Source organism: Klebsiella sp. 141198 (assembly GCF_050600785.1).
Taxonomy (GTDB): domain Bacteria; phylum Pseudomonadota; class Gammaproteobacteria; order Enterobacterales; family Enterobacteriaceae; genus Klebsiella; species Klebsiella aerogenes.
Map to the genome: position 1 here is coordinate 115329 of NZ_JAQIRM010000004.1, position 20742 is coordinate 136070.

The 20742-nt window shown below is 55.9% G+C and carries 15 protein-coding genes and 1 pseudogene; 5 read left to right on the top strand and 11 right to left on the bottom strand.

Going from position 1 to position 20742, the window contains the following annotated elements; translation table 11 throughout:
• The first annotated feature begins 33 nt into the window (after nucleotides 1–33).
• The 4 genes from pncB to PGR10_RS14490 all read left to right on the top strand — a co-directional run bounded on the left by pncB (nucleotide 34) and on the right by PGR10_RS14490 (nucleotide 5852).
• Nucleotides 34–1236, top strand: coding sequence for a nicotinate phosphoribosyltransferase (gene pncB / locus PGR10_RS14475; protein ID WP_430914979.1), 1203 nt, complete (start codon nucleotides 34–36; stop codon nucleotides 1234–1236).
• A gap of 166 nt (nucleotides 1237–1402) precedes the next feature.
• Nucleotides 1403–2803, top strand: a complete 1401-nt coding sequence (gene asnS, locus PGR10_RS14480; RefSeq protein ID WP_047045619.1) for an asparagine--tRNA ligase — start codon at nucleotides 1403–1405, stop codon at nucleotides 2801–2803.
• A 592-nt stretch (nucleotides 2804–3395) separates the two neighbouring features.
• On the top strand, nucleotides 3396–4475 hold the full coding sequence (gene ompK35, locus PGR10_RS14485) for a porin OmpK35 (RefSeq protein ID WP_063447558.1): 1080 nt from the start codon (nucleotides 3396–3398) through the stop codon (nucleotides 4473–4475).
• 186 nt (nucleotides 4476–4661) lie between these two features.
• On the top strand, nucleotides 4662–5852 hold the full coding sequence (locus PGR10_RS14490) for an amino acid aminotransferase (RefSeq protein ID WP_045395708.1): 1191 nt from the start codon (nucleotides 4662–4664) through the stop codon (nucleotides 5850–5852).
• A gap of 67 nt (nucleotides 5853–5919) precedes the next feature.
• Here the strand turns inward: PGR10_RS14490 and PGR10_RS14495 are convergent, their stop codons facing one another.
• The 7 genes and pseudogenes from PGR10_RS14495 to cmoM all read right to left on the bottom strand — a co-directional run bounded on the left by PGR10_RS14495 (nucleotide 5920) and on the right by cmoM (nucleotide 16622).
• Nucleotides 5920–6567 (bottom strand): MBL fold metallo-hydrolase, encoded by a 648-nt coding sequence (locus PGR10_RS14495; RefSeq protein WP_015367455.1) that lies wholly within the window; start codon nucleotides 6565–6567, stop codon nucleotides 5920–5922.
• Between the two features lie 13 nt (nucleotides 6568–6580).
• The gene (locus PGR10_RS14500; protein ID WP_015367456.1) at nucleotides 6581–7132 is read right to left on the bottom strand and encodes a YcbK family protein; all 552 of its coding nucleotides are present in this window, start codon (nucleotides 7130–7132) and stop codon (nucleotides 6581–6583) included.
• A 252-nt stretch (nucleotides 7133–7384) separates the two neighbouring features.
• Nucleotides 7385–9181, bottom strand: coding sequence for a L,D-transpeptidase (gene ldtD, locus PGR10_RS14505; RefSeq protein ID WP_430923684.1), 1797 nt, complete (start codon nucleotides 9179–9181; stop codon nucleotides 7385–7387).
• 184 nt (nucleotides 9182–9365) lie between these two features.
• Nucleotides 9366–13814 (bottom strand): chromosome partition protein MukB, encoded by a 4449-nt coding sequence (gene mukB, locus PGR10_RS14510; RefSeq protein ID WP_430923685.1) that lies wholly within the window; start codon nucleotides 13812–13814, stop codon nucleotides 9366–9368.
• A complete protein-coding gene (mukE, locus tag PGR10_RS14515; protein ID WP_015367459.1) occupies nucleotides 13814–14518 on the bottom strand; it encodes a chromosome partition protein MukE in 705 nt (234 codons plus the stop codon). The genes mukB and mukE overlap by 1 nt, the downstream gene beginning before the upstream one ends.
• A complete protein-coding gene (mukF, locus tag PGR10_RS14520) occupies nucleotides 14499–15821 on the bottom strand; it encodes a chromosome partition protein MukF (protein ID WP_087858143.1) in 1323 nt (440 codons plus the stop codon). The genes mukE and mukF overlap by 20 nt, the downstream gene beginning before the upstream one ends.
• Nucleotides 15818–16622, bottom strand: a pseudogene (gene cmoM, locus PGR10_RS14525) (tRNA uridine 5-oxyacetic acid(34) methyltransferase CmoM). The gene mukF and the pseudogene cmoM overlap by 4 nt, the downstream one beginning before the upstream one ends.
• 121 nt (nucleotides 16623–16743) lie before the next feature.
• On the opposite strand from cmoM, the gene elyC reads away from it, so the two are divergent.
• A complete protein-coding gene (elyC, locus tag PGR10_RS14530; RefSeq protein WP_113374285.1) occupies nucleotides 16744–17523 on the top strand; it encodes an envelope biogenesis factor ElyC in 780 nt (259 codons plus the stop codon).
• Here elyC and PGR10_RS14535 read toward each other — a convergent pair.
• The 4 genes from PGR10_RS14535 to PGR10_RS14550 all read right to left on the bottom strand — a co-directional run bounded on the left by PGR10_RS14535 (nucleotide 17500) and on the right by PGR10_RS14550 (nucleotide 20741).
• Nucleotides 17500–18393 (bottom strand): YcbJ family phosphotransferase, encoded by an 894-nt coding sequence (locus PGR10_RS14535; protein WP_087858167.1) that lies wholly within the window; start codon nucleotides 18391–18393, stop codon nucleotides 17500–17502. The two genes, elyC and PGR10_RS14535, sit on opposite strands and share 24 nt — an antisense overlap.
• A gap of 130 nt (nucleotides 18394–18523) precedes the next feature.
• Nucleotides 18524–19270, bottom strand: coding sequence for a 3-deoxy-manno-octulosonate cytidylyltransferase (kdsB, locus tag PGR10_RS14540; protein ID WP_045375627.1), 747 nt, complete (start codon nucleotides 19268–19270; stop codon nucleotides 18524–18526).
• Entirely contained in the window at nucleotides 19267–19449 is a 183-nt protein-coding gene (gene ycaR, locus PGR10_RS14545) for a protein YcaR (protein WP_430923686.1), read from the bottom strand. Before ycaR ends, kdsB begins: the two co-directional genes overlap by 4 nt.
• A 62-nt stretch (nucleotides 19450–19511) precedes the next feature.
• A complete protein-coding gene (locus tag PGR10_RS14550; RefSeq protein ID WP_430923687.1) occupies nucleotides 19512–20741 on the bottom strand; it encodes a winged helix-turn-helix domain-containing protein in 1230 nt (409 codons plus the stop codon).
• Nucleotide 20742: the final 1 nt, after the last annotated feature.

Sequence of the window (20742 nt, forward strand, 5' to 3'; positions counted from 1 at the left end):
GAACGCCCCAGTGAGAGGATGCTACTGCGCACCATGACACAATTCACTTCTCCTGTACTGCACTCGCTGCTTGATACGGATGCCTATAAGCTGCATATGCAGCAGGCCGTCTTCCACCGCTACTACGATGTGGAGGTAGCGGCAGAGTTCCGCTGCCGCGGAGACGATCTGCTCGGCATCTATGCCGACGCGATTCGCGAGCAGGTCGAAACCATGCGCGACCTGAAGCTGCAGGACGATGAGTATCGCTGGCTGTCCACCCTGCCGTTCTTCTCGCAGGACTATCTCGACTGGCTGCGCGACTTCCGTTACGACCCAAGCCAGGTCACCGTTATCAACGATCATGGCAAGCTGAATATTCGCCTCGCCGGGCCGTGGCGCGAAGTGATCATGTGGGAAGTGCCGCTGCTGGCGGTCATCAGCGAACTGGTGCACCACTACCGTTCGCCGGAAATCGGCGTCGATCTGGCGCTGGAGACGCTCGAACATAAGCTTGCCGACTTCGCCGACATGACCGCCGACATCGATATGTCGGCATTCCGCCTGATGGATTTCGGCACCCGCCGCCGCTTCTCCCGTGAAGTACAGCAGGCTATCGTGCAGCGCTTGCAGCAGGAGCCGTGGTTTGTCGGCACCAGCAATTACGATCTGGCCCGCCGACTCAATTTAACCCCGATGGGCACCCAGGCGCACGAATGGTTCCAGGCCCACCAGCAGATCAGTCCAAACCTTGCCAGCAGCCAGCGCGCGGCGCTTGCCGCCTGGCTGGCGGAATATCCGGATCGGCTGGGTATTGCTCTGACCGACTGCATCACCATGGACGCTTTCCTGCGTGATTTCGGTCCTGAATTCGCCACCCGCTATCAGGGACTGCGCCATGACTCCGGGGATCCGCTGGAGTGGGGCGAGAAAGCTATCGCCCATTATCAGAAATTGGGTATCGACCCGATGAGTAAAGTGCTGGTGTTCTCCGATAACCTCGACCTCGGCAAAGCGGTCGATCTGTATCGCCACTTCTCCTCGCGGGTGAATCTCAGTTTCGGTATCGGCACCCGGTTAACCTGCGACATCCCACAGGTGAAACCGCTGAATATCGTCATAAAACTAGTAGAATGTAACGGCAAGCCGGTGGCGAAACTCTCCGATAGCCCGGGTAAAACCATCTGCCACGATAAGGCGTTCGTCCGCGCCCTGCGCGAGGCCTTCGACCTGCCGCCGATTAAAAAGGCGAGTTAATTTCAACAAGGAGCCTGACAGGCTCCTTTTTCTTTATTAATTATTATCAAATTATCCCTTTATGATGCGAATTCTGCTTGTCTGATGGAAGATGACAGGTAACATAGATATCCCCCCTCTGAAGGGGGAAACAGAATTTTTTATTGGACTACAAAGAGAGACTATTATGAGCGTTGTGCCTGTAGCCGACGTACTCCAGGGCCGCGTTGCCGTTGACAGCGAAGTCACCGTGCGCGGATGGGTGCGTACCCGCCGAGATTCTAAAGCTGGCTTTTCTTTCCTCGCCGTCTATGACGGTTCCTGCTTTGATCCTGTACAGGCCGTTATTAATAATTCTCTGCCCAATTACAATCAGGAAGTATTACGCCTGACCACCGGCTGCTCGGTTATCGTCACCGGCAAAGTCGTGGCCTCCCAGGGTCAGGGCCAGAGCTTTGAAATCCAGGCCTCCAGCGTGGAAGTCACCGGCTGGGTTGAAGATCCGGACACTTACCCGATGGCGGCGAAACGCCACAGCATCGAGTATCTGCGTGAAGTGGCGCACCTGCGTCCGCGCACCAACCTGATTGGCGCGGTAGCGCGCGTACGTCACACCCTGGCGCAGGCGCTGCACCGTTTCTTCGACGAACAGGGTTTCTTCTGGGTATCCACCCCGCTTATCACCGCTTCCGATACCGAAGGCGCCGGTGAAATGTTCCGCGTATCAACGCTGGATCTGGAAAACCTGCCGCGTAACGACCAGGGTAAAGTCGATTTCGATAAAGACTTCTTCGGTAAAGAGTCGTTCCTGACCGTTTCCGGTCAGTTGAACGGTGAGACCTATGCCTGCGCACTGTCCAAAATCTATACTTTCGGCCCAACCTTCCGCGCCGAAAACTCCAACACCAGCCGCCACCTGGCGGAGTTCTGGATGCTGGAGCCAGAAGTTGCCTTCGCGAGCCTCAACGATGTTGCCGGTCTGGCGGAAGCCATGCTGAAGTACGTCTTCAAGGCGGTACTGGAAGAGCGTGCGGATGACATGAAGTTCTTTGCCGAGCGCGTAGATAAGGACGCCATCGACCGTCTGCAGCGTTTTGTCTCTGCTGATTTCGCCCAGGTTGATTACACCGACGCCGTCACTATCCTGGAAAACTGCGGCAAGCAGTTTGAAAACCCGGTGTACTGGGGCGTGGATCTCTCCTCCGAGCATGAGCGTTATCTGGCCGAAGAGCACTTCAAAGCGCCGGTGGTCGTGAAAAACTATCCGAAAGACATTAAGGCGTTCTACATGCGCCTTAACGAAGACGGTAAAACCGTCGCCGCAATGGACGTTCTGGCGCCGGGCATCGGCGAAATCATCGGCGGCTCCCAGCGTGAAGAGCGTCTGGATGTTCTGGACGCGCGTATGGCCGAAATGGGTCTGAATAAAGAAGACTACTGGTGGTATCGTGATCTGCGCCGTTACGGCACCGTACCGCATTCCGGCTTCGGTCTGGGCTTCGAACGTCTTATCGCCTACGTAACCGGCGTACAGAACGTTCGCGACGTGATTCCTTTCCCACGTACGCCACGTAACGCCACATTCTAATCGCGTTTCGTAAAAACACTGACAAGGTCGGCGCAAGCCGACCTTTTTTTATGTCAATTTTCGTGAGCGAATTTCAACAAACTTAAACATCAACCTTCACATTTCGTAATTATGTTACTCACTATTTCCTTACCCTTAGTACGTAGATTTCGCACCTTATGTTAAGACACCAGTGAATACGCTGATTGAATTGGCTATTTTTTAATCATTCTGCGCACGTTATGCAAAAATAGCGCCTGAGCGAAAATGGGACGTAATTGAGTCAAAAAATAATCAAATCTGGCTTTAGCGAAAATATTCATAACTAATTCATATAGATATATATGAGAAGGTGACAATCTTCGCAAAGTGGAACGGAATTTTGATTGAGTTCACAAAGTTCCTAAAAATACATATTTAGTTACATGTTTTTTCTTTTTGTAACTAATTTACGATATTGGTAGCATTTTCCGGCTAGCGAAACGGCACCACCGATGGAAAGATGCCTTCAGACACCAAACTATCTTCAATAGTTCTGTAAATTTTCATTGACGGAATTTATTGCTGGCGGTGGCAAGTGTCATATAAAAAATATTAATGAGGGTAATAAATAATGATGAAGCGCAATATTCTGGCAGTGGTGATCCCTGCCCTGCTGGTAGCCGGTGCGGCCAACGCTGCGGAAATCTATAACAAAAATGGTAACAAACTGGATTTCTACGGAAAAATGGTTGGCGAACATGTCTGGACCACCAATGGTGACACCAGCAGCGACGACACCACCTATGCCCGTATCGGCCTGAAAGGCGAAACCCAGATCAACGACCAGTTGATCGGTTACGGCCAGTGGGAATACAACATGGATGCGTCCAACGTTGAAGGTTCCCAGACCACCAAAACCCGTCTGGCCTTCGCCGGTCTGAAAGCGGGCGAATATGGTTCATTCGATTACGGCCGTAACTACGGCGCCATCTACGACGTCGAATCCGCAACCGATATGCTGGTTGAGTGGGGCGGCGACGGCTGGAACTACACTGATAACTACATGACCGGCCGTACCAACGGCGTGGCCACCTACCGTAACTCAGACTTCTTCGGTCTGGTGGACGGCCTGAGCTTCGCGCTTCAGTATCAGGGCAAAAACGATCACGACCGCGTTATTCGTAAACAGAATGGCGACGGTTTCAGCACCGCGGCAACCTACGCGTTTGATAACGGTATCGCGCTGTCCGCAGGTTATGCTAACTCCAACCGCAGCGCCGACCAGAAGCGTGACGGTAACGGTAACAAAGCTGAAGCATGGGCAACCTCTGCTAAGTACGATGCTAACAACATCTACGCCGCTGTCATGTACTCCCAGACTTACAACATGACGCCGGAAGAAGATAACTACTTCGCGGGCAAAACTCAGAACTTCGAAGCCGTGGTTCAGTATCAGTTTGATTTCGGTCTGCGTCCGTCCCTCGGCTACGTGCAGACGAAAGGTAAAAACCTGCAGGCTCGCGGCGGCTTCGGCGGCGGCGATGCTGACCTGGTTAAATACATTGAACTGGGTACCTGGTACTACTTCAACAAAAACATGAACGTGTACGCGGCGTACAAGTTCAACCAGCTGGACGACAATTCCTATACTCGTGAAGCTGGCGTCGCCACCGACGACCAGGCTGCGGTTGGTATCGTTTACCAGTTCTAATCTGTAGTACACCCCTTCGTGATATGCCTAAAAAGCAGGACTTCGGTCCTGCTTTTCTGCGTTACTAAGACGAAGATCGTAACTTGCAAAAACCTTCTCGCTTTTTGTCGCAAACGGTTGGCAATTTGTAAATCTACCGTTACCCTGATAGCGGATTTCCCTCAGTAATCACAATGGAACCTCGTCATGTTTGAGAACATTACAGCCGCCCCTGCCGACCCTATTCTGGGCCTGGCCGATCTGTTTCGTGCCGATGACCGCCCTGGCAAAATTAACCTCGGAATTGGTGTTTACAAAGATGAGACAGGTAAAACACCTGTTCTGACCAGCGTAAAAAAAGCCGAGCAATATCTGCTGGAAAATGAAACCACCAAAAACTACCTCGGTATTGATGGTATTCCGGAGTTTGGTCGCTGCACTCAGGAGCTGCTGTTCGGTAAAGGAAGCGCAATTATCAGCGATAAGCGCGCCCGTACCGCCCAAACCCCAGGCGGCACCGGCGGCCTGCGCGTAGCGGCTGATTTCCTTGCCAAAAACACCGACGTTAAACGGGTATGGGTAAGCAACCCAAGCTGGCCGAACCATAAAAGCGTTTTCGGCGCAGCCGGGCTGGAAGTGCGTGAATACGCTTACTACGATGCCGCTAACCACCAGCTTGATTTCGACGGTCTGCTGGCCAGCCTGAACGAAGCGCAGGCGGGCGACGTTGTGCTGTTCCACGGCTGCTGCCACAACCCAACCGGTATCGATCCGACGCTGGAGCAGTGGCAGCAGCTGGCGCAAATGTCCGCCGAAAAAGGCTGGCTGCCGCTGTTTGACTTCGCCTACCAGGGCTTCGCCCGCGGTCTGGAAGAAGACGCTGAAGGCCTGCGCGCCTTTGCCGCACTGCATAAAGAACTACTGGTCGCCAGTTCTTACTCAAAAAACTTCGGCCTGTATAACGAGCGCGTTGGCGCCTGTACGCTGGTTGCCGCCGATCAAGACACCGTCGATCGCGCGTTCAGCCAGATGAAAGCGGTTATCCGCGCCAACTACTCTAACCCGCCGGCGCACGGCGCCTCGGTGGTAGCGACAATTCTCAGCAACGACGCGCTGCGTGCCATCTGGGAACAAGAACTCACCGATATGCGCCAGCGTATTCAGCGCATGCGCTTACTGTTTGTGAATACTCTGCAGGAAAAAGGCGCCAGCCGCGACTTTACCTTCATCACCAAACAGAATGGGATGTTCTCGTTTAGCGGCCTGACCAAAGAGCAGGTACTGCGTCTGCGTGAAGAGTTCGCTATTTATGCGGTCGCGTCCGGGCGTATCAACGTTGCCGGCATGACGCCTGATAATATGGCGCCGCTGTGCGAAGCCATCGTCGCGGTGCTGTAATTCTCAGCCCTGACGCATAAGAAAAAGGCCGCAAACGCGGCCTTTTTTACTTCCTTGAGGTCAGGCATTACCAGACCGGCATTTCATCCTGCAGGAACGGATTATGCAGGCGCTCATATCCCAGCGTCGACAACGGGCCATGACCGGGGATAAACGTCACGTCGTCGCCCAACGGCAGCAGTTTACGTTTAATCGCATCAATCAGTTGTCCATGGTCGCCGCGCGGGAAGTCGCTGCGCCCTACTCCGCCTTTGAAAATCACATCGCCGGAAATCAGCAGACGAGAGGCATCGTCAAAGAAAACCACGTGCCCCGGCGTATGGCCAGGACAGTGCAATACCTGCAAAGCGATATTGCCGACGGTCACCACATCGCCTTCATTCAGCCAGCGGTCCGGTTGCAACGGCTGACACTCATCCAGCCCGAACATGCGGCTTTGCGCCGGCAATCCTTCCAGCCAGAACTCATCTTCTTTTTCCGGTCCAATAATTGGCACACCGTAATGTTGCGCCAGCTCGGCTGCCGCGCCGACGTGATCCAGGTGACCATGCGTCAACAGGATCTGCATCAGGCTGACGCCTGCCGCCGCCACTTCTTCCTTGATGCGCTCGGCATCGCCGCCAGGATCGACCAGAGCGGCAAGCCGGGTTTGTTCACACCAAATTAAAGAACAGTTTTGGGCGAACGCCGTGACCGGAATAATACGATAGTTCATGATGCTCCTTTCGTTACCAGTGCCGTACCGGACCGGTATCAATATGCACAAAGTTGCTACGTGGGTAGTATCCTACACCACCTGAGCGCATAGATAACGCCGCTTTGCGAATATTGCTTAAGGCAACGCCTTCAATGTGGAAATCCATCGCCTGGCCTTTGGTGTGATAGCTGTGTTTCGCTACACCACGGCTTCGTGCGCGAAGTTCATCGTTGGTATCGACGGAGCGATAACCGGAGATGAGCTGGACAGGCTTGTTGGTGCCGAGTAGTCCCTGCAGGCGGTAAAGCTGATCGAACAATCCTGGGTCAATAGACTTAATTTTGTTCGCGCGGAAATCACGGAAAAAGTGGTTAAGTCTTGCTAATTCATCCTGAATATAGCCTCTACCATCGAAAAACTCCGCCTTGAGTGATTCACCGGTGTGCAGGTTATTCAGCGTCAAAATACGCGGTCGGGGGGTCGAGAGGGTGGCAAATGCCGGCGCAGGGAGAATGGCGGCAGCACCGAGGGCAGCGCCACCCAACGCCAGCAATCTGCGGCGATTAGCGTCAAATTTGTCCATGATAATCAGGTCTACAGGTAAATGAATCGTAATATACTTTTCCGCTAAAACATTTTTGGCTGGGTCGTATTGACCGCCGCAATACATTTTTGCGGATTATATGTATATGCACTTCTGGCGCACGAAAGGCACCTTACCGGGCATTATTGCCAACGTCAAGGCAGCCTCACCCCAGGAAATACGGGCCTTGTAGACGACCATGGCCCGATTTCGTTCAGTGCTAGGACAACATTTTTCGCAGAACTACTTCATTTACCTGATTAATTGTTCCGCTTTTGGCAGAATTTGTGCGCTGGATCGCGCGGTGAGATCGTAATTGTAAATATCTGTTCGATATTGTGTACGTCCATCAGCGCCAACAAAGGCGGTCAAATAATATAAATTAACCGGAATATTTTGCCGAATATTGACGTAGCGCGTATCCCCCTGCTTCAGCGCGTCGGAAATGCGTGAATCATTCCAGCCAGCATCCTGCAAAAGCATATTCGCCAGTTCAGAGGCTTTATTGACGCGAACGCAGCCAGAGCTCAACGCGCGAACATCTTTCTGGAACAGATTGTGGTTCGGCGTATCGTGGAGATAAATAGCATCCGAGCTTGGCATATTGAACTTATAACGTCCCAGCGAGTTGCGCGCGCCCGGCGCCTGCTGGAAACGGAACGGTAGATTCTTCTCGGTGATGGTAGACCAATCGACGCCATACGGATCGATAGCTTCTTTGCTGTTCCAGCCGCGCATCAACGTATAACCATGCTGTTCCAGATAGCCTGGATTGTTGCGCACCTTCGGCAGAATATCTTTGCGCGCCAGCGTCGGCGGCACGTTCCACGGCGGGTTGACTACCACGTTGTTCAACGCGCTGCTCATCATCGGCGTTTTACGATCCGGACGACCGACAATGACTCTCGATGCCAGCACCTGACTGCCGTCCTGGTAATAGACCAGCGAGAACGCCGGAATATTGACCATGATGCCGGTGGACAATTTACTCGGTAACAAACGCAGACGCTGGATATTCAGCGCCAGTACGCCGGCACGCTGCGCCGAAGAGACGTTCAGCCAGTCGCGGGTGGACTGGCCGATGACGCCATCAGCGCCCAGCCCTTGCCAGGCCTGAAAGCGTTTAACGCCCTCGACCAGTTGGCGATCGTACACGCCGCGCGCGGCAGGTTTTGTTTTCGATTTCGGTTTCGCCGATGGGCTTACCACATCGCCCGGGAGGGCGATTTTCGCCGAATCATCCAGCATGCCGGTACGCTGCAGGATTTCACGCAGCGCGCCAATATCGTTGCTCCACTCTCCCGGACGTAGCGAGGCGTTGCTGGTCAGTTGCGGCCACGGACGATTATCCGCCACCAGCGTCAGCAGCGCCTGATGCATTGCTTCATATTGTGAATGTTGCGGCGCCAGTCCGGCAATAAATTGCGCTAACGAACCGTTATCCAGCGCCAGCTGCCACTGATTGATGACCGAGAGCGGCGGCGTCGTCATTTTGTAAGGCGTTGAGCCGTACAGCCAACGGTTTCCCTGCATCGGAATACCGCTAATAAAATGCAGATATCCCATCATGGCGTCGGAGAGCACGACATCGCGGGCCAGGCCGCTGACTGACGGGTCAGTCAGTAGGCTCACCCAGGTGGTGAACTGCGGCTGGAAGCCAGCGATAGCGACCTCCGCCAGCTGCTGCTGGAAGGCCTGTACCGCTTCGCGGTTCTCCCACATGGGTTTCATGTCGCGGGCAGCGTACAGCGCTACCAGCGGATTGATATAAACCGGATGATAACCAGACGGCAGTAAGGCCTCGATTTCAGCACGGCTTTTCGCCACCGCATCCGCCGCCAGCGGCTTCTCGCCGGCCATTTGCGCGACCGCAGCGGACTGACCATCGTTTTGTACCAATGCCGACGAAAGATCGCCCACCGTCGCAGAGCTGTCGGTGGGTATAACTTCAGGCTCTGCGGCCTGGACATTGAACAGTGGAGCAAATGCAAAAGCCAGGCTCAAGCTGAGCACCGACAATTGTCGACCATACCGTTTCTTTAGCAACATCCCTTGCCCCCTGTTAACACATTGCTGCCCGCCTGATGGGGCTTATTCTCAGTATATAAAGGCGAAAACGCTTTTGCCTTACCAAATGTAAAGAAGTTTAAAGACTATACCTTGTTAGCGTACTGTACAGAAAAACAAAAAGGGCGACAAATTGTCACCCTTTTTCCTATTAATCGACGCCCTTTCAGGAGGCGTCAGCGGTTCCAGGCAGCGCTTCCGGTACCGGCGCGGCAAAACCGCGCAGGCCGACAACGTGTACGTGTTCGTGATTATTAAACACTTTACGCACCAGTTTATAGGTGGTGCCTTTTTCCGGGCTGATATTTTCCGGGGCCGCGATAATCAGCTGCATCTCGAGACGTTCGCACAGTTCGAACAGCGTGGCGATAGAGCGAGCATCCAGACGTGCTGCTTCATCGAGGAACAGCAGACGGCAAGGCGAGATATCCTTCCCGCGCAGACGACGGGATTCATCTTCCCAGCTCTGCACCACCATCACCAGAATCGACATCCCGGTACCGATCGCTTCACCGGTCGACAGCGCGCCGGACTCCGCACGCAGCCAGCCGTCTGAACCACGGTTAACTTCCACTTCCATTTCCAGATAGTTGCGGTAGTCGAGCAGTTCCTCGCCGATGGTTTGCGGCGTACGTTGCCCCATGTCAATCTGCGGATTCAGGCGCTGATACAGTTTGGCCAGCGCTTCCGAGAAGGTCAGGCGATTGCTGTTAAACAGATCCTGATGTTGCTCATGCTGTTCAGACAGGACATCCAGCAGCGTCGAGTGGGTCTCGCGCACGTTGACGTTCAGACGCACGCTGTTGACCTGGCCGAACGACACGCTCTGCAGCCCCTGGTTGAGCATGCGAATACGGTTCTGTTCACGCTGGATGGTCTTGCGAATGATATTCGCCACGCTGCGGGAGCTGATCGCCAGCTTCTGTTCACGGTTGGTCAGCTCTTCGGTCAGACGGCTGAGTTCGATTTCCATCTGCTCGATCGCTTCTACCGGATCATCGGTGCGAATAATATCCTGGCGGATTCGCTCGCGCAGATGCTGATAAACGGCAACGAAGAACTGAATTTTGCGCTCCGGACGTTTCGGATCTTCCGAAATACGCAGGACGTCGCGCAGGTGTTCGTTATCGGCGACCGCCAGACGCAGCGCGCCCAGCGCCTTATCCGACATCGAACGCAGTTCGTCGGCGGAGAGATAGGCCAGCTCGCGGCGGTGAAGACGACGTTCCACGCCGTTGTCTTTCACCAGACGCATCACCGCGCACCATCCCGCTTTAGCGCTCACTACCTGCTCGCGCATTTCGCAGTAATCGCGCTCCAGCTTGCGCAGTTTGCGGGTCAGGTTGTCCATCTCCGCTTCGCAGAAGGTCAACGCTTTCTCCAGCTGATTACGGCGGGAGCGGTTGTTGCTCAGCTGCATATGCAGTTCATCACGACGCGCACGCGCACGCTCTTCCGCGCCGGCATCGGCGCGCACGCCGATATCCTGCAGCTCTTTATACAGATCGTTGAGCAGCTCTTTCTTGGTGTCATACGAGCTTTTCAGCGACGCCAGCACCTGGTTGTACTGGTTCAACTGCGCAACGTGGCTACGCATTGCTTCGCGAGCGCGGCTACGCTCGGATTCTGCTTGTTGCAGGCGCTGGCGCAGCTTCTCGTTGAGATCGCTATTGCCGCTGAGCATCTCCGCCGAGTCAGAATAGCTGAAGTGGGCGCGACGCTGCACGACTTCCGCCAGCGCGAAAGCCTGCTGGCGCGCATCGCGCTGGATTTGCTGCGAATAGGCGTAATCTTCTTTCAGCTGCTCGAACTGCTCCGGGTCGCTCTGCAGTACCGAGACGATCGGTTCCAGTTTCGCCAGCTGAATGCCATGCTGCTGGATAAAGCGCGCCGCTTCCTGCGCTTCGTCCAGACGCTCCTGGATTTCATCTACGCGATCGGCCAGCGTCTCATCGGCCAGCAGATTCAGGCGCGGCAGCAGGCGGTTAAGCGCCGACACGCCCTCTTTCGCCTGCTCGTACTGGACGCGGTTCTGTTGGTTATCGCTTTCATGCGCATTCAGCGCGCGCTCGAGTTCTCCGCGGCGGCTGTTGAGTTTGCGGATCTCTTCTTCCGGGTCGTCATCAAAGGCAACCGCCAGATGGCTACCGATGAAGCGGCTGAAGGCCTGATGCAGGCGCTGCGTTTTCTGCACGTCAAACGACAGCGTAGCAAAACGCTCGGAGAGGCTTTCGCGCTCTGCGTGCAGCGTTTCGATGCGGTTTTCACGCGCGGCGCGGCCAAACAGCGGCAGCGTCGGGAAGCGCGAATAGCGCCACTGGCGGTCGGCAATTTTCACTACCACCGCTTTTTCCAGCTCATCGACGCTGAAAACGCTGTCATCGAAGGACTGCGGATCGCCTTCGATCAGATACAGGTCTTCCGGGCAATCTTCCAGCCCTTCGAGCTGCTCCGCCACCTGTGACAGATCCGGAACCACGATCGCATGGCGCGATGGGCCATAAAGCGCGGAGAAGTACGGGGCATCTTCGAGGCTAACGTCGTCGTAGATTTCCGACAACAGCACGCCGCCAAAGCGCTCTGCCAGCGCGTTCAGACGAGGGTCTTCAGAACCGCCCGGCTGGCTGAGACGCTCGATTTCTTCGTCGATGGCGCGCTTGCGGGCGCCGACTTCATCACGCTCAACAATTGCTTCGCGCTCGCGCTCCAGCAGTTGCTGCAGGTACTCGGTGACATCCTGGCTTGATTCAAACTGCTCGCCGCTCTGCTCGCACAGCTGGTTGAGGCTGTTTTGCGCCGCCAGCCAAATCGGCGCCCGGCGCATCAGCGTCTGGGTACGCGACTGCAGCTGTTCCAGCTCCTGACGCAGAGCCATGCGCTGTTCCTGAGCGTTAGAAACGCTATCGGCTAACGAAGCGATGCGCGCTTCCAGCTCCTGATGCAGCGTTTCCAAATCGTCGATATCGTAGCGTTTGCCCTGGCGCTTACAGAACTCGGCCAGCTGGCGCTCGGCGTCCTGTTGTTCACGCAGACGCTGTTCCAGCTCGTTGAGACGGCTACGCAGCCCATGAGCCTGCTCCGCCAGGTGGCGCTGGTTGACGCCGTCGCGTAATAATTCACGCGCCACATCCCAGGCTTCATTACGCGCCAGCGGACCGTTGATCGCCGCAACCAGCTGATACGCTTGTTCAAACTGGCTGTGCGCGGTTTGCGCCACGCTCATTTTCTGTTCCAGCGACAGCATTTTTTCCGTCGCTTCCAGCTCTTTCGCCTGGAAAGTTTCCAGCCATTCGTCGGCGCTGTCGGCGGTTAAATCCGGCAGGTGACACAGCGCACGCGCGCGTTCCAGCGCCTGTAGCGCCTGATTGTACTGAATGGCGCGAGTCTGCTGCACGTCGAGCGCCTGCTGGTAATCGGCGAGCTGGCTTTTCAGCTCATCCACTTCCAGTTCGGCGGCCTCGGCGCGGGCTTCGTTTTCTTCCTGCTGGTCGGCGGCTTCCGCCACCACTTCATTTTGCTCCTCCAGACGAATCTGCAGTTCGTCGAGATCCGCCTCGTAGCGCTCGATTTTTTCTTGCTGACGCAGGGCGGTTTGTACCAGGTTCAGGTGATCGCTGGCGGCCTGATAATCAGCTTCCAGATCGCCTTCTGCGCCGTTGTGTTCCTGCAGCTCGCGCGCCATATCGACATGTTTGTACTGCTCTGCCGCCAGCTGCGAACGCGAGGTAAAGAGCTCGCGACGGTACTCCAGCGCTTTATCCAGATGGATTCGCCGCTCGTTGGCGTGGCGCATGTAGTCCGCCGCCACGTAGTTGGTGGCTTCGCTGATAAGGTGCTTAAACAGATCGCGATCGGACTGAGTAACGCGAATCGCTTCCAGGGTCATACGGTTTTCACGCAGCGCCGCTTCCATATCCTGGAACGCCTTACGCACGCCGCTGTTTTCCGGCAGCAGGTAATCGCGCAGGGAGCGGGTAATGGTGCTGGAGATCCCGCCGTACAGCGAGGCCTCAATCAGGCGGTAGTATTTGCTACGATCGGATGCTGAACGCAGACGACGCGCTACCACGCCCAAATCAAACATCAGCGAGTGATATTCGGTAATCGAGTTAAACTGTTTGAATTGCACCCCTTCCATCGCGTCGAGCTTGTCTTTCAGCTCGTTGAGGCTCACGACGCGCGCCTGGCGCTCGTTAAGGGTTTCGGTCAACAGTTGGGTCGGCTGGATCGAAGTTGGCAATCCCTGGATGGCAAATGGCTTAATATCGACTTTACGATCGCGCCCGGCAACCTGCTGCAGACGTACCCCGACGACCACGCGCTGGTGGCGTGAGTTGATCACATCGAGCACCGAGTAACAGACCCCAGCGCGCAGTTTACCGTGCAGGCCTTTATCGCGCGAACCGCTGGTGGCGCCCGCTTCGGTGGTGTTACGGAAGTGCAGCAGGGTTAAATCCGGGATCAGCGCCGTGACGAAAGCCGCCATGGTCGTGGATTTACCTGCGCCGTTGCCCCCGGAAAGGGTGGTTACCAGCTCATCAAGATCGAAGGTCCGGGCAAAAAAACCGTTCCAGTTAACCAGCGTCAGCGAGCGAAACTTACCGCGTTCAATCATTATTCTTCCTCCCCGCTATCCGGCTGATTCTCTTCATTCTCATCATTGAGCTGCAGGTGATTCTCCAGCGCCATCGCTTCGCCGTCGCGGATCATGCGCAGCTGCGCTTCGCGCGGATCGTCGCCAACGCGCACGTCAGCGCCAAAGCGGAACACCGATTCGGTGATGCGGAATTTACTGCTGTCGTGGCCCATAAACCACACCATGCCGAGGCGGCGCAGGCGGTTGAGGGACGCGCGCATTTTTTCCTGCAGCTTCTGGCGGTCGAGGTCGGAACCGGTGGAACGGTTGTTCACCAGCTTCAGTAATTTACTTTCGTCCGCCAGCGTCAGCAGCTCATCGTAGAGCTCCTGCTGGGTGAAGATGCCTTCATTAGCCAGACGTTCGGGGCTGAGATAGAGGTAGCAAAGAATTTTGCCGACCATCATGTCCAGCTCTGACAATACCGAGCGCGGGATCAAGGTCGTGGAGCGCGGGCGCAGGTAGAAGAACCCCTCCGGCGCGCGGATCAGCTCAACGTTGTAGCGAGCGTAAAACTCTTCCAGGTAATCCTGAAAATCCATCAAAAATGCGTGATTATCCAGCTCATCGAGGCCAATGTGACGGCCTGCGCGCAGGGCGCTATCCAGCGCCGGAAATAACGGATTGGCCAACGCCTGCGCCAGCTTAGCTGGCATCACTTGTTCAATATTTGTCAATGACATGCGCCTGTACCTTGGCTCCGTAATCATTAATCGGCTGCCATTTTGCCGGCAGTCCGGTGAAATCTGCCTGGGCGACGCCCAGCTGTACCGCCTGGTCAACGACGATTCGCGCGACGTCAAAGTGACGCGCGCGCGGATACTGCGCCAGGAACTCTCGCGCCACCAGGCCGAGATCCAGCGGCATACCCTTCTCTTTGTAAACCACCAGCTGCGCTTCAATCAGCGCGGCCAGCTGCTCGCGAATTTCGTTGAACTCTTCGAATTCGAGGTCTGCCGGCAGCTCGCCGGTGACTTCTTCATCGCGCAGCGCCATCTCTTCATCGCGCATATCCAGCAAACGGTCGGCGCTAGCGTAGGTCAGCGCCCACGGAGCATCGAAGTAGGTCTGCACCGACTGACGCAAACGCTGGGCGAAAACGCGGTTTTTATCCATATCGATGGCGGTACGGATAAATTTATGTACGTGACGATCGTAACCGATCCACAGGTCGATAGCCTGTTGGCCCCAGCTGACGATGCGGTCGAGCTTGCTTTGCAGGTCGAACACCAGACGGTCGACAAAATGCAGATCGTCGCGCGCGATGGTGGCGTCCTGGATACGCAGCAGGTTGGCCTGCAGCTTGTCGCCCGCCGCATCCAGGGTATCCTGTAATTCGCGCAGGGTGCCGGAGGTTTCGGACAGCAGCAGTTCACAGCTGGAAATCGCCGCGCGCCAGTCTTTGTTCAGCAACTGGGCGATATCATCTTTCACCTGCTGCTGCTGCTCATCCATGATGCGTTGAGTCAGATCGATACTATCGAAGATTTCCGCCACCGAATATTTCAGCGGCGCAAAAACGTTGCGATGCCAGTGGAATTCATCGCCGCCCTCATCCGCGGAATCTGCCGCCCGCTTCAGTTCGCCGGCCACAATCGACAGCTGCATCGACAAACGCAGGGTAGAAAATTCGCGCTGGCGAATGTAGTAGTCGGTAATGCCGATACCTAACGGCGTCAGGCGGTAGATCGCATTCCCTTCCGTTATTTCGCTGGTAAAGCGGTTCAGCAGACGCTGGCGCACCATATCGTTGATGGCGTTATTGGCGCGCTGGCTGATGGTTTCGCTGGTCTGCTCAAACGCATCACTAACGTGGCGGAACGCGTCCACCAGTTCTCCCTCGGTCATTTCCCCTTCCAACCGCTCGCCGTTCAGCGTGGCGACAGCCAGCAGAAAAGAGAGTCTGTCGACCGGCAGCGAGATGGAAAAATCATTTTTCCTGGCCCAGGCAACCAGTTCGGGGACTGTCTGGGAAAATTCACTCATAGTTTATCCTTGCATCTGCGGCTGTGCGCCTGGATCTTTCTTAAGCGCGGTGACATGAATATAGCGGCCCAGGCTGATATACGGCTCCTGGCGACAGTAGCGCGTTTCCAGCTCCAGCAGCGCCGCAAAGCTGTCATGCTGTTTACGTTTCTCACGCAGATAATCATGAAACACCCGCACGCCGGTTTTACCGGTTATCTGCCAACCGAGATCTTCCAGCCAACCGTAAACCTGCTGCGGATCGCGCGGATAATCCGGCGATAGCGTGCGTTTTTTCTTTTTCGGCATGCCAATTTGCACGTAGTCGAAGTTTCCGGCGACCATATTGTGCATCAGCAGGCCGTTAGCATTGTAGAACATTAACGACAGCGCGCCGCCCGGGCGCAATACCGACCACAGCGTGCGCAACATTTCCTGCGGTTCCGCGACCCACTCAAGCACCGCATGAAACAGTATCAGATCGACGGGGCTTTCCAAATGCTGAGCAATATCCTGCGCCGCGCATTGTACAAAATGCATGTTGTCGATCACACCTTTATCGCGGGCCGCCTGCTGAGCGCGAGCCACCATTTCGGCGGAAAGATCGCATAGCGTGACGTGGTGGCCTAATTCCGCGACGCGGATCGCCGTTTGCCCTTCGCCGCCGCCGGCATCCAGCACCCGCAACGGCCCTGGCCCCATCTGCGTTAGCAGCGGTTCCAGATCCTGCCAAAGGATCGCCTGGCGCAGTTGGCCCTTGGTGGTGCCATAAATATTGCGCGAAAACTTTTCAGCGATGTCATCAAAATTGCGATCCTGCACGGACGACTCCACAAGCCAACACAAAACCGCTATTTTGTCATACCCACGGCGATAATGAAGCGATCTGTTATAAGATCCACGCAGAACTTTGCTTATATGGTTAAAAAAGGAACCATTTGGGATGCTTTTCACACTGAAAAAGGTATTGGGCGGCATGATGCTGCCGCTTCCTCTGCTGTTATTGCTGATGGCGTTCGGCATCATCCTGCTATGGCGCAGCCGTTTTCAGAAAACCGGCAAAGCGCTGGTTACTCTGAGTTGGCTGTTGCTGGCGCTATTAAGCCTGCAGCCGGTGGCTGACGGGTTGTTAAAACCGATCGAGAAAAGCTACCCGACCTGGCGCGGCGGCAAATCCGTTGAGTATATTGTGGTGCTGGGCGGCGGTTATACCTGGAATCCACAGTGGGCGCCAAGCTCGAACCTGATCAACAACAGTCTGCCGCGGCTGGCTGAGGGGATACGCCTGTGGCGGGAAAACCCAGGCGCGAAAATGATCTTTACCGGCGCGGCGGCCAAAACCAACCCGGTTAGTACCGCCGAGGCGGGGGCGCGCGTCGCCGAAAGCCTCGGCGTACCGCGTAGCGCGATTATCGTCCTTGACCGACCAAAAGATACCGAACAGGAAGCGGCTGAAGTCAAAAAAGCCATCGGCGCGGCGCCATTCCTGCTGGTGACGTCCGCCTCGCACCTGCCGCGAGCGATGATATTTTTCCGCCATGCCGGACTGAATCCGTTACCGGCGCCTGCCAACCAGCTGGCGGTGGAATCAGCGCTTAACCCCTGGGAGCGCGCCCTGCCGTCACCGTATTGGCTGATGCACAGCGAACGCGCGATTTACGAGACCCTGGGACGAAGCTGGCAGTGGCTGAAGGGAGCGTCAGGCGATCCAGGGCAGGATTGATTTCGCGGCAAGCGAGAAACGGGCGCGATCGAAGCGCCCGGTATTCACCAGACTTTCGACTTCATCCCATAGCTGATACAGCCAACGCCGCCAGACGAAAGACTCCGCGACCGGCGCCCGCTGCAGGTAGCGCCAGAGTAACTGCTCCCCTAACCCGCCGTCGGCGAGGCGGAACAGTTCGTACTCGCGCGGCGCCCACAGCATCATCCCCGGACCGACCATCGCCAGCAGCTGATCGCTGCGCGCGTCTTTGAGCATACTACGTAGCGTAAAGCAGCCATGAACCAGCACGCAGTTATCGCTAAAATCACTAAACAGCTGCGGCAGGCTCTCACGACTGCGGAATAAAATGCGCTTATCCTGCATCGTCAGCCCGGTGTCGTGATAGAGGTTGAGCGTGCTCCACAGCATTTCTACCCGCTGGCGATACCAGTGAGGCCAGAGGTTTTCCTGAGTGCTATCGACCATCCCCACACAGCCGCCGCTATCGTGGCGATGCCACGCCAGTAACCCTTCGACAATCTGATCCTGCAACTGCTCCCACCGCTCGGGCGTACGCGCCGGCGCTTCCACTGAAACGCCGCGTAACCGTTCAATCAGCAATACGTCAGGTCCAGGATGTTCTTCATGCGTCATGACGCCGTATACCACCGGCATACGAACGGTGCCGCTACGGGCAAGCAGCGAAATTTTCCACGCCAGCTGGCGCGCTACGCCGGGCGTAGTAAAGCTTTTCGCCAACAGCGGCATTGGGTTTCCCTGCGCATCATACAGCGACCATAGCGCTGACGAGGGTTTCTCGCTAACGCACTCCACGCGACTTAGCTTCTCGCCAAGCAGGTGGCTCAGTTCGGCTCGCAACTGTTCCATCATAGATACCCTCATGAAAACTACTGTTTTCATAATGAGCGTATGGGGGCGACTTGTCAGCGGATAAGATCAAAAATGGGCTAATTAGCGGCAGAAATATGTCCCCTCCAGGCGAAGGGGACGGTAAGGATTAACGCAATTCGGCGCGGACGCGCTCCAGATCTTCCGGCGTATCAACGCCGGTGCCAGGAACCACTTCCGCCACCGCGACGTGGATTTTTTCGCCATACCACAGTACGCGCAGCTGTTCGAGCATCTCAATTTGCTCAAGCGGGCTTGGCGCCCAGCTAACGTAACGACGAATAAAACCAGCGCGATAACCGTAAATACCAATATGGCGTAGCAGGGAATCGCCAATTTCTTCGCGCGATTTTGCAAAACGATCGCGATCCCACGGAATAGTCGCTCGAGAAAAATAGAGCGCGTAGCCGTCGGCATCCATGACCACTTTGACCGCATTCGGGTTAAATGCTTCTTCGGCATCGTGGATAGGTACCGCCAACGTTGCCATCCCGCTGGTGCTGGCCGCGAGGTTTTCCGCCACCTGTCGCACGATCGCCGACGGGATCATCGGTTCATCACCCTGAATATTGACGATGATGGTGTCATCGCTGAAAGCGCATTTTTCAACGACTTCCGCCAGACGTTCGGTGCCGGATTGATGGTCCGCGCGGGTCATGCAAACCTCGCCGCCCGCGGCTTCAACCGCACGCGCGACATCTTCATGATCGGTGGCGACGATAATGCGATCCGCGCCAGATTCGCGGGCGCGCTCCAGCACGTGGACTATCATCGGTTTACCGTTAATATCCTGCAGAGGTTTTCCCGGCAGGCGCGTGGAGGCAAAACGCGCAGGAATAATGACGACGAAACTCATGGCCGGCTCTCTTCTACCGCGAGTGAGCGCGCTTCGTTTTCAAGTAGTACCGGGATGCCTTCGCGAAGCGGGAAGGCCAGGCTGTCGGCTTTGCAGATAAGCTCTTGCTTATCCTGGCTGTAGTACAGCTTACCGTTGCAAACCGGGCAGGCGATAATTTCAAGTAAACGGTGATCCATGATTCCTCCTGATGGACCGAATAGATTTGGCAGCAGCATATCACAGGATGGTCGCCCGCGTATCACGCGGCATCAACGCCCCAACCATGCCGCTGGTTAGCAAATAGCGTCGCGGGTAGCTGGCGCAGCACAACCTCTTCTGCACCTTGCCAGCGCGCAAAATCATTAATTGCCCGCTGGAGCCCGCTTTCCAGCCCGGCAGTCACTTTCACGCCCTCTTCCAGCCACAGCGAAAAGATCTCCAGCATGCCTCCCTTACGGTGCAACTTGCTGTCCATCCTGCCAACCAGTTTGCCCTGATGCAGCAACGGTAGCACAAAGTAGCCATATTGCCGTTTCGGCGCCGGGGTATAGCATTCCAGCCGATAGCTGAAGTTGAATAACTGCTCGGCGCGTTTACGGTCCCACACCACCGGGTCAAACGGCGAGAGCACGGCGCTGTGGCTGGCGGTTAACTTCCCGCCGGGTGCCGATTCCAGCACAGCGTGCAGATCGCGATACAGCCACATTTCACCCAGTTCCTCAACTATGACCGGCGTCACCAGCCCCTCATCCTGCCAGCCCTTCAGCAGCGCCGGTAATGCAGGCTGGCGTAGGCGATAATAATCGGCCAGCCACTGTGGGCGAAAAATGCCGAGGCTGCGCGCGCTGTTGCGCAGCATAATGGACTCGGCCTCCAGGCGGGAGAGCGCGTCGCGCTCATCATCCCAGTGCGGCATTGCCCGAAGGGTTAAATCATAGACGCGATGAAAGTTACGCCGCTCAACGACCATCAGTTTGCCGGCGGTGAACAACCCTTCAAGATGACGCTTATGCGGTTTCCATTCCCACCAGCCGCTGGCGCCTTTACGCGGATGGGAAAAATCCGCCGAGCGAACCGGGCCATTTTGCGCGATATGCGCCAGCAACTCTTCTATGCTGGCGGCATGTTCGTGCATCCACTCTTTATGGTATTTCCAGCCCATCTTGTCGGGATTCAACATCCGATGGCGTACAAGGGCGAAATCGCTGCGCGGCAAAAAACAGGCCTCATGAGCCCAGTATTCCATCAGTTCGCCGCTACGCAGAGAATCATCCAGCCAGTGCTGCGGATAGCTGCCAAGACGGCTAAACAGCACCAGATAAGGGCTACGGGCGACCACGTTGATCGTATCGATTTGCAGCAGCGACATCTGCTGGATGGTGGAAAGGATGTCAGTCTGGCGTGCGCGACGCCGGGGCTTTTTCAGTAACCCTTGCGCCGCGAGATGAAGATGGCGAGCTTCTTTTAGCGACAGTTGCAATACCGACATG

Coding starts and splice junctions, on each gene's coding strand:
- pncB (WP_430914979.1), top strand. CDS start 34: ATGACACAATTCACTTCTCCTGTACTGCACTCGCTGCTTGATACGGAT.
- asnS (WP_047045619.1), top strand. CDS start 1,403: ATGAGCGTTGTGCCTGTAGCCGACGTACTCCAGGGCCGCGTTGCCGTT.
- ompK35 (WP_063447558.1), top strand. CDS start 3,396: ATGATGAAGCGCAATATTCTGGCAGTGGTGATCCCTGCCCTGCTGGTA.
- PGR10_RS14490 (WP_045395708.1), top strand. CDS start 4,662: ATGTTTGAGAACATTACAGCCGCCCCTGCCGACCCTATTCTGGGCCTG.
- PGR10_RS14495 (WP_015367455.1), bottom strand. CDS start 6,567: ATGAACTATCGTATTATTCCGGTCACGGCGTTCGCCCAAAACTGTTCT.
- PGR10_RS14500 (WP_015367456.1), bottom strand. CDS start 7,132: ATGGACAAATTTGACGCTAATCGCCGCAGATTGCTGGCGTTGGGTGGC.
- ldtD (WP_430923684.1), bottom strand. CDS start 9,181: ATGTTGCTAAAGAAACGGTATGGTCGACAATTGTCGGTGCTCAGCTTG.
- mukB (WP_430923685.1), bottom strand. CDS start 13,814: ATGATTGAACGCGGTAAGTTTCGCTCGCTGACGCTGGTTAACTGGAAC.
- mukE (WP_015367459.1), bottom strand. CDS start 14,518: ATGTCATTGACAAATATTGAACAAGTGATGCCAGCTAAGCTGGCGCAG.
- mukF (WP_087858143.1), bottom strand. CDS start 15,821: ATGAGTGAATTTTCCCAGACAGTCCCCGAACTGGTTGCCTGGGCCAGG.
- elyC (WP_113374285.1), top strand. CDS start 16,744: ATGCTTTTCACACTGAAAAAGGTATTGGGCGGCATGATGCTGCCGCTT.
- PGR10_RS14535 (WP_087858167.1), bottom strand. CDS start 18,393: ATGGAACAGTTGCGAGCCGAACTGAGCCACCTGCTTGGCGAGAAGCTA.
- kdsB (WP_045375627.1), bottom strand. CDS start 19,270: ATGAGTTTCGTCGTCATTATTCCTGCGCGTTTTGCCTCCACGCGCCTG.
- ycaR (WP_430923686.1), bottom strand. CDS start 19,449: ATGGATCACCGTTTACTTGAAATTATCGCCTGCCCGGTTTGCAACGGT.
- PGR10_RS14550 (WP_430923687.1), bottom strand. CDS start 20,741: ATGTCGGTATTGCAACTGTCGCTAAAAGAAGCTCGCCATCTTCATCTC.